Raw genomic sequence first — 14,287 nt, 5'->3', positions numbered from 1 at the left:
TTACATATTATTTGTCAACCTGCAGATGATTCATCCAGGGCTAAAGTCATGCAGGATAGGGCAGGATTTGAGACAAGAAGAAAAGATAGCAATGATTAATTTTGCAAAGGTAGTCAAATTAAACCAGCAATTTCTCAATCATTTTTGCCACTGACTTAAGCAAAGGCGCATAATCAGGAGCAGTAGCATAGCCTGCACGGGCAATTTCATCGATAAACTGATATGGGTCTGATCTTACTTCTAAGGCTGCAGCATACCGGCTATTCTGGAAAAAGAACTTAGTATGGTCGGTAAAACATTCTTCCGGAGTTTCATATTTTCTGAAATAATCTTTCACCCTATACTTAAAATATTTCTGTCCATTCCGGATAACTGGTTCAATACTGATAATTTCAGGAAATTTAAGATCTGATTTTCTGCTATATTCAGTGGTAACCAATAACTGCTCATTTCCATTCACCCCGTCAGTGTCTTTCACACCGAAAAACATATTACCCGGGGCTGATTTTCCCCATCCACTTTCAAGGGCAGCCTGAGCCAGGATGGCAATAGCACTGATTCCTGTTTTTTCCTGGGTCTGTTTTGCAAACGGACCATAAGCAGCAACAAATTCAGAAGGTTTCATAGGCTTGTATGTAAATAGGATTAATAAATAGGGCGGGAATTATCAATTATATGCGATCGGAATAACGAAAGCATCATCAATTGGAATTTATGTATCCAATTAACAAAGAATGTTCAACAAAGTTTTCAGTAGTAATCTAGGGGATAGAATTCAATTCCCGGAAGTCGATTGTTTTGCCCCATTTCTTATTGGGTTTAGGGCCCATATAAAAAATGATTTCACCACCATTTTTAATATCATCATACATAAAATAGGGTTTATTCCAGTTTTTTCCATTCAGTAATACTTTCTGGATATAAACATTCGTTTCTGACAGATTTTCGGCTCTCATATTGAATTTTTTGTCACCGGCCAGGGTTATACTGGCCTTACTGATCACCGGGCTTCCGATAGCATAATAATTAGTCCCCGGGCAAACAGGATAAAATCCCATGACATTAAAAAGGTACCAGGCTGACATCTGACCGCAATCATCATTCCCGGTTAATGAATGAGGTTTGTTACCATATTGTGTCCTGATGATTTTATGTACCAGTTCCTGTGTTTTCCATGGTTCTCCGGCAAAATCATAGAGGTAGATGATATGATGGCTGGGTTCATTCCCATGCCAGTATTCCCCTAAACGACCCTGGATATCGTCCACATTTTCACTCGAATTATCGGTAAATGTAAACAGAGAATCCAGCTTTTGAAGAAATGGTTTATTCCCACCGAAAAGGTTGATTAATCCTGAAATATCATGGGGTACATACCAGCTATACTGCCAGCTGGTGCCTTCAGTAAAATCACCACCCTGCACATATTCATGGGAATTGAAAGGGGTTCTCCAGTTTCCTTCATCATCGCGGCCCCTCATCAGCATTATCCTGCTGTCGAAAAGGTTTTTATAGGCCATCGCTCTTTTAAGGAAGTATTGATAATCCTCTTCTTTTCCCAGCGATTTTGCCATTTGAGCAATACAAAAATCGTCATGAGCATATTCCAAAGTTTTTGAAACAGATTCATTTTCCCTGTTGAAAGGAACCCAGCCCAGTTTGGCATAGGTTGCCACATTGTCATAATCAGGATTCATGGCGGTTGTTTTGATGGCTTCATAGGCCCTTTCAGCATCGAATCCTTTTACACCTTTCAAATAGGCATCAACAATAACCGGCACCGAATGATAGCCAATCATGCACCATGTTTCATTGCTGCAAAGCGACCAGACAGGAAGGAGGTGATCCACACTTTGGTCATAATGTGCCAGCATCGATTGGATCATATTCGCATTTCTCTCAGGTTGCACCAGGCAGAACAGGGGATGGGTGGCCCTATAGGTATCCCAAAGGGAGAATATGGCATGATTCGTAAAATCCTTACTTTTATGGATATTATTATCAAAACCCCGGTATTGCCCATTTTTATCCTGGTATAGAATAGGAGTGAGGAATGCATGGTATAATGCCGTATAAAAAGTTTCCTTTTCTTCCTGGGTTCCTTCGATAGTAATTTTATCCAATTCTTTATCCCATTTTGAAAGGGTAGATGCCAGAACCTGGTCGAAACTCCAGTTTGGAATTTCATTCGTAAGATTATCGATGGCATTTTGTGTACTCACGGCTGATACTGCGACTTTGACGGATATTTTTTCATCTGTCCCTGTTCTGTAATGAGCAAGGAATTGCAGGTTTTTACCTGAGCATTCTGATGAACTCCTGAACCGGTATCCATTATAATAAACTCTCTTGCCATCGCTCATGATATTGCAGGAATCGAAAGGACGGGAGAAGGTAGCTGTGAAGAAAACATACCGTTCTTTTGCCCAGCCATTCACCATATGATACCCGGTGATGGTTGAATCATTTAGTACGCGTATATTCGACCAGATTACATTCCAGCGGAGATTTTTACTCAAATCGACCAGGATCGATGAACTATCTGATTTTGGGAAGGTGAAACGCAGTATACCTGCTCTTTCGCCGGCAGTACATTCAACGCGGATCTTTTGATCCCGGAGCCACACAGAATAATATCCCGCGCCAGCCATTTCATCAGAATGTGAAAACCTTGAGCGATAGCCTGAATCCGGATTTGATTTAGGGCCTTGTACAAGCCAGGGTTTACCCAATTGTGGTATAAACCGGATATCTCCTAAATCCGGAATACCGGTACCGCTGAAATGAGTGAGGCTAAAGGCAATGATAGAGCTATCGGCATATTCATAACCTGATGCTGTTTCCCAAAGGTCATCTTCTGTATCCGGAGAAATCTGGATCATTCCAAAAGGTGCCACGGCTCCCGGGTAGGTATTGCCCTCACCATGAGTACCAATAAGTGGTCGCACGTATAAGGAATTGGCAATTTTTTTCTGGCCCATCACTATTGGAGCCATGCAGGCCACCAGGATAACAGTTAGAGACATTGACCGGACCAGTAATGTGACACTTTTTCTCATTTCTCGATTATTTACGGAAATGACAAAACTAGACTAAAAACGAAATGGAAGAGGAAATTAATAGGGAAAAAGTAGATGAAATCTGCTGCCTGAGCCCGGTGTACTTTCAACCCATATTTTACCCTGGTGCATGGAAATAAATTCACTGCAAAGAAGCAAACCGAGTCCGGATCCTTTTTCCTGTTTTGTGCCGGGTTTGGATGTTGAAGTTTGCAATTTGAACAGGTTTTCTATTTCATCCTGGGTCATCCCTATTCCGCTGTCACTGATGGTTATAATACATTCAGTTATGGAACCGGTTGCATCAATGGTAATTTTTCCTCCTTCGAATGAGTATTTCAATGCGTTATTAATGAGGTTCCTGAGAATAGTCTTGAGCATAAACCGATCTGCTTTAACGATCAGTGAATCCTGAAATAAGACATCGACGGATACTTTTTTCTGAAGGGCGATATTTTCAAGCGTACTGATTTCATCCTTTAACAATGGGAGTAGTAATTCATTAGTAGGATTACATTTGACACCACCCTGCTGCATGGATGACCACTCAAGCAGGTTTTGCAGCAGGTTGTATGTATTTTGCGCACTATCCCTTAGCAAGTTAGCCATTGCTATTGCGCGTGCTTTTTCATCGTTTTCAATGTACTCCACAACAAATTCGGTGAGATTAAGAAGGGCATTGAAGGGATTTCGAAGATCATGGGCAATAATGGAGAAAAACTTGTCTTTCGTAGCATTGGATTCCTTGAGTTCCCGTGCATAATTTTTGAGTACTTTTTCTGCTTCTTTTCTTTTCTCGATATTTCTTGAAACACCCAGTAATTCACATACTTTTGATTGGCCATCCAATAATAAGCTGATTACTGATTCAACCCATATGACATGGCCATTCTTACAATTTTCCTGTAATTCGATGGTAAAAGTTTGAGCGGATTCATCTCCAGATTCCAGGTCTAAGATTTTCCTGTGCAGCACTGAAATAAACTCAAGGTATGATTCGGAAGTGAATATGGAATCAAAACTTAACTGAGTGGCCTCTTCAACACTATAGCCCAGTAATTTAATTACAGAAGGGCTGACATATTCAAAATGCTGATTCAGAAAATTGAATTTCCATATTACATCGGACACATTTTGTGCCAGCATCCGGTATTTCTCTTCATTCAGTGCCAATTCCCTTTCAAGAACCTGCTTTTCCCTTAATGATAAGATCAGGTAATTGTAGGATTTTGAAAAATCACCCAGGAAATCAATTCGTTGATTATAGTCCCCTTCGGCAATGCGATGTGTTTGCCATACCAGGTGGCGAAGATTAGATTGTAATTCCTTAAATGGAGAAATTAGTTGATTGGATTTCGGGACTTCTGTATCAAGATTTCCTTTCGATAGGTTCAGGATGAATGAATCTGCATCATGGAATTTCTCAATAAGACTATTAATGCTCTGGTTTAGCTTCCTTAGTTCAGCATCATGCGTTTTATCTGATAAATTCTCCGGAAATCCTTTTTGTTTGACCCGATAATCTCCGGTCAACAGATCTAGAATGGATTGATTGAGTTGTTTGAGGAAATCGGCTTCTGTCATTGACGTAAAGATACCTCAAATCGGCATACGCGGTCACCCTTCGACCAACAATCTGTTTCGGTGACATCGAATTCTTTGCTGGAATAGACCTGGAAAATGCCTGATAAAAATCCTTCATCAAAATCACAAACCGTTTCCTCGGTAATGGGTAAACCTGAACAATCCAGGTCTTCTGCAACCACAATAGTGAAGTTCATTTTTTCCAAATCTGTTTTTTCAACGCGGAGGATACCCATTTTCAATTCCTGCAGGCAAGACTGTAAATGGGAGATGAAACTATAAAAATCAAGGTTCCTGTTAAGAACATTCAAACAAAACTCGGAACCTGCCAATTTCCCGGCATCAAAGAATAACTGACTGGCAACATCTGCGCCCAGGCTATTATTCATTACACTTCGTAAACTGTATTGCATCATCCGATAGGTGGTTACATAAGTAAGACTCCCGAGATTTGGGCGGCCTTCATCGATATCACCAAGGTCTTTCCATTTGAAGATATAATCAGTTGTGGTTATCATGGTTTTTTAGTTTTAGGAGTATTACAAGAAACGCATGAATGGTTCTTTTTGATATGTCACTGATCACAAAAAGCAGTATTCACAGGTCAATATATATTAATCCATATTTATTGAAATGGACATATCTATAAACGGAAATATTTTCATTCAATCCATAATAAAGAATTATGGGTATTATACTCGTTTTCTTCCCATAATTCATTGAATGGGTCCAGGATCCATTGTCCGTCGACAATAAATTTATAAGTATGTTTTCCAGGTTTAAGGTACAAAGGAAATATCCATTTACCCTCTTTCCTGATCATTCTGTAATTGTCAGGATTCCAGTTATTGAAGCTCCCGGCAACAACTACCTTTTTAGCATCAGGGAATGAGTCCAACTGAAAAACATAGTTTGGCTTAAAACTAAATATGGAGTTTCCATCCTGGTTATATCCTCCAACAAATGGATTGGCAGGATCCTGAATCCAATTACCATCAACAATGAATTTATATTCATAATTTCCTTTTGCGAGTACATAGGGTAAATTCCACCCGGTACTATCCCTGAACATCAGTAATTCTCCCGGATTCCAGTTGTTGAAACTACCTGCAAGCTTTACCTCTTTAGCCTGGAGAAACCCATTCAGATAAAATATCATTGTGTCACCAATAGCCATACAAGAGTTGAGGTTTCCTTTTCCATCAGGCCGAATATGTGGATTATCCGGATCATTTATCCACGTCTTGTCAACAATAAACTTATAAGTATAAGTTCCTTCTCTCAGGAAAAGCGGTAGCTCCCATCCCTCAGCTACAGGTTTCATTTGCAATTCATTTTCTTTCCAATTATTGAAGCTGCCACTAAGAATTACTTTCCTTGCATTATTATAACCTGTGAGCCGAAAAAGATGATTGTAAACAAAAACAATGGAATTATATCCTCCCTGGGTGTCATCTTCCTTCAGGCGGTTGTTAGGGTCCTGTTTCCATTTACCATCTATGATATACTTATAAGTGTATTTACCTGGCTTTAGCCATATTTTAAAAATCCAGCCTGAATCCGTTTTTATCATTGGTGATTGCATCGTACTCCAGTTATTAAAACTGCCACTGATGAACACTTTCTTATTTTCAGTGAATCCGGGAAGGAAGAACACTGCATGCTGATCTGAAAAACGGAAAGCATTATTCTTTGTAAAAGCATTGACTCCATAAGCTTCAACGTCGTTTTCAACTTCATTCCATTTTGAAGGCCATTGAATACCGACATGAAAAACATCGTTCATATTTGTTATCGGCACGGGGGGTGGAGAAAGCATTTTGGAAGCTTCTACGATCTTTGAAGTTATTATTGAAATCTGCCAGGTAATACTATCCACAGAAATAATGGGTACTCCTTCAAATGCTTTCACAAAGAGTACACTGTCGAGGTCGAATAGCTGCAAGACTTCTTTCTTTTGGGCATCTGTCCAATCACTGTTCAACTGAAAAATTAGCCTGTTATCCTCCAGCCGGCATATTTTTGATGGATCAAATTGTGCCTTTAACGTGGTATTCAACAATACCAGCAGTAAAAGAAATAAGTATATGGTTTTAGTTTTCATAATTCTTTAGGTTTGAAAAAACTCATCCCAAACTGTTTTTTCGCCAGGTTAATAGTAATAACGCCTTTTTCCAGGAAGCTAAATCCCAGCATCCCGTCAATACGCAATTCATAAACTTCGCAGAGGGCATCAAGATTAACGATGATCGTCTCCATATTCTTCATAACCTTATTGTCAAGGCAAAAATCATTCATGATCCCATACAGGACTTCATTGGAGGCTTGTCCGACGCCACGTAGATTTGAACGCCGTAGTATGCTTACGGTACTTAAAACATTTTTTGATGAATGACTATTGATGGCATTGGTTTCTGCGCCTGTGTCGAAACAGAAGTTCAGGGATTTCCCGGCTATTTTGCCTTTCAAAATTAATACCGGGCGCCATGGATCGATTTTTTGAACATAATCAAAAGGTAGTTCAATGTCGGGTTTCTGAATTCTATCCCCTTTTTTGTCAATTTTATGTAGCTGAAGTTCATTTAAAGAAACATCAATAACGACTTCAAAAGATTTAATCATCTTATATCCAAACAAGCCGATTATTTTAATATTTCTTTGGTTTTCAAGATGTCCAAGATCTGCGATATCTACTCTTGTTTTTTCAAAGGATAGCTCTGAGATTACAATTTTTTCAATTAAAGCTTGTTCAACTTCACCTGTTGAGCCGGTAATTCCATTGGAGGTGGTGCTACCCAATAAAGAGTGTTTCCTGAAATAAGTTTTGTTTAACACCATTCCGGTGGCACCAGTATCAAAGACCAGGTTTCCCTGCACCCCATCAATGTCGGCTTCAATCAGTAATAATCGTCCGGCGCGTTTGAGAGGAATCGAGAGTGAAGTGAAATCTCCCAAAGGTTCAGGATCACCGGCAGAGATTGTTTTATTATTGGAATTCAATCCTTCTGACTGACCGGGGATGCCCTCATTTTCCGCCAGAACAATTTGAGGTAATATACCCGAAAAGAGCCCACTGCTTATCAAAGCAATAATAATGACAACAAAAAATCTGATGGCAATTGGTTTCATCATCTGATATTTAGGCTAAGGTACAATATGATCTGAAATGAATGAAATCCGTACACATGGTGCTACTTTTTCTGTCATTAATTTTTAATGAATTTGGAGGTTATTAAAATTTCCCCTGCATGAACTGTGACGAAGTACATTCCCGGCTTCAGACTTACAACTTCCATCGACTTACAATTCCTATATTCCTTAAGGATCCGACCATTGATATCTCTGATTGAAACATATTCCGGAGTAATATCCTCCGGAAGCTGAATAAATATTGTATGGTTAGCCGGGTTTGGAAAAAGCAGGAACTCTTTGGGCTCTTCCATAAACAACCCCAGGCTGCTACTACAATTTTCGTATCCGATAACTTCATCCCAAAGATCACTTTGTCCAGTCCGCAATCCGCATTGTGTTCCATCAGGATTTGCTTTAATTTCAAGATAGCAATCTTCTGAAGATTGATATACCGGCCATATTTCTGCTTGAGCATTATTGGGATCACCGGTGGTCGCAAATTGAACCCAATATGAGAGCATGATTTTCTGGATGCTGTCGTCCTGATCGGTAAACCAGGGTCCAATGGCATAATTGGTATTTTCATAATTATTGAAAACATAGAATAATTCGAGTCCGTGGTAGGATCCATAAATTTCAAGGGGTCCGGACTGTTGATGTGAAAATAAATACCTGTAAACATTGGCTGATTGATTCAGGCTAACGCAACGGGCTGTTCTTCGGGTTGTGGCTGTAAATTGTGAATCTGTCAAAAGCTGAACATAGGATTCCCGGGCTTCTGTAGTGTTGTTTCCGGGAGGGTACAAAGCCAGGGCCTGGGCTTGTAAATCGGGGGGGAAGATACTATTGATCAGTGCAGTTACCATTAATGGATATACGATAAGTGGAGCGGAAGCACTCATTTCATCTGCATTTGAACCTATCATTAAAGGAACCTGGTTATAATCTGAACTTTGGAAGATTGTTTCCGGATCATCAAAAAAAATCTGATCATCTACCACAGGTTTCCATTTTGGTTGCACGATGCCCCCGGGCACAGGATTCTCCATCCTGATAGAAATACTATCAGCAGATAATGACCTCATAAAAGCTATTTTTACTGAATCATTTCCCTGGTTTGTAAATTGATCGACAAAATCGATTCCTACATTTCGGGCATCATCATAATTACCCAATGAAGGAATGGCTGACTGAATGCAAGCCCTTTGAAACAGTCCGGCAGCGATTGGGGTTGTTAAAAGGTTACCGGTATTCAGACCTCCGGCACTTTCTCCGAAAATCATAATTTTTGAAGTATCCCCGCCAAAAGCTGAAATATTGGATTTAATCCATTGTAAGGCGAGTATTTGATCCATTACTCCATAATTCCCTGATGTATTTTCCGCATTTTCGGTCTCAAGTCCGGGATGCACCAGGTAACCTAATGCACCAAGCCTGTACTGGAGGGTGACCACCACCACATTTCCGCGTGCAGCAAGGTTTTTCCCATCATATAACACAGTTCCCATGCTTAATTGTCCGGCAGACCCTTGTTGATTGCCACCTCCATGAATAAAGACCATTACAGCATGGTCAGCAATAATAGTATCAGGTGTCCAGATGTTCAGGTAAAGGCAATCTTCATCACCCAGTAATGTATAGGTAGTATCACCCTGCTCGTACAGTTTTTGAGGACAGGCAGGTTTAAAGGATTGAGTTAATAGCGGGGAATTCCAGGTTTCCGGGTTTATCGGGGGCTTCCATCTTGCTTCACCAACCGGGGGACTTGCGAAGGGAATTCCCAGGAATTCATAACCATTACTAAATAAATTACCTTTTACTGCACCGAAGGAAGTCATCACTATTGCCTCCTGACTGAAAGTGACGGCATAGTTAAGGAGCAGCATCAATACTGTAATACTGGCAAATCGTACTTCCAGGGATTTCATAGGTTCAGCATATGATATACAATACACTTATTCTCATGAGAGGATTACTTCTCAAAAGTAATAAGTAGTGAACCTTTAACAAAATTTACATTGATTACCTGCCTTGAAATGGAGCAAAAAAATTTAAGCCTGCAGGTAAATGCGGGTATTCTTTAAAGAAATATCAATCTCAGAGGAGAATCAATGAGAGAATTCAATTTTGTCAATGAGATAGATATCAACAGGAAGCCATTTTTCATTATCATATTCCTTAAGAAAAATTTCAGATCTTCCTCGCTGGGGGAACATAATTGAAGAAGCCAATAAGGTTTTATTATTGGTAAGGGTTACCTGTATTTTCGGGAATGCATATTCAGAGGTTGACATGATTATTTATTTCAGTAGTGGGTTAGAGTAAATGATAGAAATACAATATTTGCCAAGGATAAAAGGGAAAGCCATTAATTGTAGCAAAATATCGATTACCTGGAAATAAGGAAGACAGAACACCGGTTAATGAGAGGGATGAAAACCGGAGTTAGAATTACTGCAAATTTACTCATAAAAAGGCAGCATTTGCAAACATCTTATAAATATATAGCCTCTTTTAGAACTAGGAGTGAGGTTTTCTTAAGCTGGAATTAATAATTATACCGAATAATTACTCCTGAAATCTGTATCCTATCCCTGATTCAGTAATGATGTATATGGGCTGAGAAGGGTTATCTTCAATTTTTTTCCTTAATTGCGCGATATAAACACGCAGATATTGGGTTTGCTCAAGGTAACCATATCCCCAGACTTCTTTAAGGATAAACTGATGTGTCAAAACTTTTCCGGAATTTTTCGCCAACAGGGTTAGCAAAGCGTATTCAGTAGAAGTTAGCTTCAGAATTTCATTATTTTTTTTGATGATATGTGCATTCATATCAAAATTCAGATCCCTAATTGTGAGTATTGCACCTGAATCCTCATGATCATTTAACATCCGGAAGGCGGAACGTATCCGGGCAAGCAATTCTCCGGTTCGAAACGGTTTGGACAAATAGTCAATGGCTCCATTATCTAATGCCTGAACAATATCTGCTTCTGAGTTTCTTACTGAGAGAATAATAATTGGGTTCTTAAACCATTCTTTAAGCCTTATAAGCACAGATTGGCCATCTTCATCGGGAAGCCCCAGGTCGAGTAAGATCAAGGATGGATTATAGGTGGCTGCTGCAACCATCCCTTCTTTTCCATTAGTGGCTACAATAATATTATAGTGGTTTGCAGAAAGAGTAATATCTAAAAGTCTCCTGATTTGGATTTCATCATCAATAACCAATATCGTATTTTCATGGTTCATCACTCAAAATTATTCAATAAATCCCAGGTTAGGTGTATCAGTAGGAATTTTAACAGTGATCCTGGCTCCGCCATTTGCTCTGTTTTCAACTTTGACAGTACCATCCATTGCTTCAACAAATCCTTTTACGATGGATAAACCCAGTCCGGTACCACCGGGGATAGTACCTTCAGCCCTGTAGAATTTATTAAACACATAGGGTATGGCATCTTTCGGAAATCCTGGTCCCCGATCCATCACTTCGAGGTAGAAGAATCCGGAATCGTAATGCATTTTAATCCTGATCGTTGTTTTAACCGGTGCGTATTGAGTTGCATTGATTAAAAGGTTATATAATACCTGCTCCATTAATCCGAAATCAATTTTTACCAGGGGCATATTGGTAGGAATGATGATCTCTGTATTAAAATTGAGTAATTCATTATGCAGTGATTTTACGACCTTATTTGCCAGGTCGGTAACATCGTGCCAGTCAGAATGTGCTTTGATTCGATCTGATTCCAAACGCGACATATTCAGTAGATTTTCGATCAATCGGTTCAGCCGTTCAGAAGCTGTAAATATCTCAGTACAAAGTTGTTGATATGATTTTTTATCAAGATCCAGGGATAGTAAAGTATCGGATGCACCCATAATGGTTGCCACCGGAATCCGTAATTCATGGGATATTGAATTAAACAGTGTTTTGTAGAGTTTTTCTGATTCATTCAGGATAGAGGCTTTGCGGGCAAGTTCATTGAGAAATTCTCGTTCAAGTGCATTGGAAACCTGTGTCTTGTAAGCCATCCAGAATAAATCTTCATCCCCGGTCAAGGCTCGTTCCAGTTTTAGTGCGATTACCCCGGGTCTTAGTTTATTGCCTTTCAGAGCATAAAAGGTATATGGAGAGGAGGGTAGAGTATCGGTATATTTTCCAGCCTTTCCTGAATGGAAAAATACCCAAGAAGCAATACTCCAGTCGGAGTCGTTAAGTTGAAGACTCGTTTCATGAGTAACTTCTTTTTTGAGGTCATTGTTTGTCCCGGGTAAGAGGATAGCACTTTCCATTTTGAATGCTTTCCTGATGCCGTCAATAGAAACTTTGAGAACCTCCTCAATCCCCGAAGCTAAGGATAGCTCCTTTGTTAATCGATATAATGCATTGGTTCTTTCTTCCCTTTCCCTGCTAAGACGCTCCTGTTTGCGCACCCGGGTTGTGAGAACGCCATTCAGTAAGGCTATGATAAAAAACATTCCAAGCATCAGAACATCCTCGGCTTTACTGATATGTAATGTAAATTCCGGTGGAATAAATAAATAGTTCCATAGGACTGCACAAAAAAATGCTGAAAGCAGAATGGGACCAATTCCATAGAAGATAGCCAGTGCAGAGATCATGAAGAGCATAGCAAATGAAACTACCTGGTAACCAATAAACTCCTTAAATGGATAAAAAACCAGGGCCGTTGAAATGGTTATGATCCCTGAAAGCAGGTATTGGGCAACTCCGGAGGAGAATGAAGGTAAAGAGCTGTAATTATGATGTTTCTGATCATTCGAAATGTTTGATCCCATTACATACACATCAATATTTCCGCTATGTTGTATCAACTGGTTCACATAATTACCCAGTCGGAACATGGATAATATATTTGTCCTGCGAGGTTTTGCAATAATGATATGCGAGATATTTTCTTTACGTGCTATATTGAGCACTGCTTTTACATAGTCTAACCCGGAAGTGGTTACTATTTCTGCCGTCAATTGCTTGGCCAGGGTGATATTCCTTGATAATTTGTCCTGTTGATCTTTTGATAGTTTATGGGCAGGTTGTACATATAATGCCAGGAGACTTGCCCCCATAGTAGTAGATAGATTCTTTGCCCATCGGAGTAAGTTGGCCGATTGACTGGTATGATCAACAATTGCAAGCAGACGAAGGCCCGATTTCCAGGGACCGGAAATTCGTTTTTGCTGCATATATTGCCTTAATTGAAGATCGACACGATCAGCCACGATTCTGAGCGCCATCTCCCTTAAAGCAGTAATATTTCCTTTTCTAAAGAAATTACGGATGGCTTCACGGGATTGTTCAGGAGCATATACTTTCCCTTCGTGCAGACGTTGAAGAATTTCATCAGGTGTTAAATCAACCAGTTCAATATCATCTGCATTCTCTAATATTTCATCCGGAATGGTTTCCCTTACAATGATTCCTGTGATCTGAGCGACAGTATCAGAGCGGCTTTCAAGATGCTGGACGTTTAGAGTAGTATAGACATCAATCCCATTATCAAGGATGTCCAGTACATCCATGTAACGTTTCAAATGACGGCTGCCAGGGGCATTGGTATGAGCCAGTTCATCCAGAAGAACAATCCTCGGATTTCTTTTAATGATGGCATCAATATCTGGTTCAGGTAACGTGGTTCCCTTGTATTCAACCCGGAGCCGGGGTATCTCTTCTAAACCAAGCGTGAGATCAGAGGTTTCCTTTCGTTGATGTGTTTCAATATACCCGATGATAATATCTGTTCCTTTGGATTTTTCCACCTGTGCTGCTTTAAGCATGGAATAGGTCTTACCTGCCCCGGCACACATACCGAAAAATACTTTTAATTTCCCTCTCTTGCTTCGCTCTTCTTCAAGCCTGATGGAAGCAAGAAGTTCATCAGGGTCCGGTCTCATTCCTTCGGGCACAATCATCAGAGTTTATCAAGTTCTAAATTTAATATTAATACATTGATCCTTTCCGAATCTGACAGGATAAATTGTGGACCTTCCACCAGTGAATCGATTAATTTCAATAGTTGCTCAGTCTTTTGCGGATCAAATGAACGCGCTTTTGTAATTCTTCCTGCTTGTAAAAATGCCGATTCCTTTGAAATGTGCGGATCAAGCCCGCTAGCTGAAGCAAACAGCATTTCTGAGGGCAATGATGTTTCTTCTTTTAAATGATTCAATGAAATAAATGCCTGTTTTCTTTCTTCCCTGAGTTTTGCAAGTTGAACACTGGTTGGGCTTAAGTTGGAAGCACCCGAAGGAAGGGTGCCGTAATTTGTTGCTGATGGCCTGGAATGAAAGTAAATGGAATCATTGAATGCCTGTCCGATTAACCGGGATCCGATTACTTTGCCATGACTGCTTACAAGGCTGCCGTTGGCTTTCCCCGGGAATATCCATTGTGCTACAGCAGTAATAAAGAGGGGGTAAATGAGTCCCGTCAGGACTGTGAAAAGGGTTAGTATCTTAAGTGCTGTTATTAGATTTTTCATGGC

The 14,287-nt window shown here is 39.9% G+C and carries 11 protein-coding genes; all 11 read right to left on the bottom strand.

Annotated elements, in window-relative coordinates:
• Nucleotides 1–118: 118 nt before the first annotated feature.
• Nucleotides 119–625 (bottom strand): glucosaminidase domain-containing protein, encoded by a 507-nt coding sequence (locus IPH84_02490; protein ID MBK7172109.1) that lies wholly within the window; start codon nt 623–625, stop codon nt 119–121.
• Nucleotides 626–761: 136 nt separating this feature from the next.
• Complete coding sequence (locus tag IPH84_02485) at nt 762–3,059, bottom strand: GH92 family glycosyl hydrolase (GenBank protein ID MBK7172108.1); 2,298 nt, start codon at nt 3,057–3,059, stop codon at nt 762–764.
• Between the two features lie 57 nt (nt 3,060–3,116).
• Nucleotides 3,117–4,643 carry a PAS domain S-box protein gene (locus tag IPH84_02480; protein ID MBK7172107.1) on the bottom strand — a complete coding sequence of 509 codons (1,527 nt, stop codon included), beginning with the start codon at nt 4,641–4,643 and terminating at the stop codon, nt 3,117–3,119.
• Nucleotides 4,640–5,161, bottom strand: a complete 522-nt coding sequence (locus IPH84_02475) for a 4-vinyl reductase (protein MBK7172106.1) — start codon at nt 5,159–5,161, stop codon at nt 4,640–4,642. The genes IPH84_02480 and IPH84_02475 overlap by 4 nt, the downstream gene beginning before the upstream one ends.
• 143 nt (nt 5,162–5,304) lie before the next feature.
• Nucleotides 5,305–6,747, bottom strand: coding sequence for a glycogen-binding domain-containing protein (locus IPH84_02470; protein ID MBK7172105.1), 1,443 nt, complete (start codon nt 6,745–6,747; stop codon nt 5,305–5,307).
• Nucleotides 6,744–7,772, bottom strand: coding sequence for an aspartyl protease family protein (locus IPH84_02465; GenBank protein MBK7172104.1), 1,029 nt, complete (start codon nt 7,770–7,772; stop codon nt 6,744–6,746). Before IPH84_02465 ends, IPH84_02470 begins: the two co-directional genes overlap by 4 nt.
• Before the next feature lie 77 nt (nt 7,773–7,849).
• Nucleotides 7,850–9,703, bottom strand: coding sequence for a carboxylesterase family protein (locus IPH84_02460; protein ID MBK7172103.1), 1,854 nt, complete (start codon nt 9,701–9,703; stop codon nt 7,850–7,852).
• Nucleotides 9,704–9,883: 180 nt separating this feature from the next.
• Nucleotides 9,884–10,069 (bottom strand): hypothetical protein, encoded by a 186-nt coding sequence (locus IPH84_02455; protein MBK7172102.1) that lies wholly within the window; start codon nt 10,067–10,069, stop codon nt 9,884–9,886.
• Between the two features lie 274 nt (nt 10,070–10,343).
• Nucleotides 10,344–11,030 (bottom strand): response regulator transcription factor, encoded by a 687-nt coding sequence (locus IPH84_02450; protein ID MBK7172101.1) that lies wholly within the window; start codon nt 11,028–11,030, stop codon nt 10,344–10,346.
• Nucleotides 11,031–11,039: 9 nt separating this feature from the next.
• Nucleotides 11,040–13,715 (bottom strand): sensor histidine kinase KdpD, encoded by a 2,676-nt coding sequence (locus tag IPH84_02445; GenBank protein MBK7172100.1) that lies wholly within the window; start codon nt 13,713–13,715, stop codon nt 11,040–11,042.
• Complete coding sequence (gene kdpC / locus IPH84_02440) at nt 13,715–14,284, bottom strand: potassium-transporting ATPase subunit KdpC (protein ID MBK7172099.1); 570 nt, start codon at nt 14,282–14,284, stop codon at nt 13,715–13,717. Before kdpC ends, IPH84_02445 begins: the two co-directional genes overlap by 1 nt.
• Between the last annotated feature and the right edge of the window lie 3 nt (nt 14,285–14,287).

It is taken from the genome of Bacteroidales bacterium (assembly GCA_016707785.1).
Classification (GTDB): domain Bacteria; phylum Bacteroidota; class Bacteroidia; order Bacteroidales; family UBA4417; genus UBA4417.
This window is presented reverse-complemented; position numbering and strand designations above follow the sequence as displayed.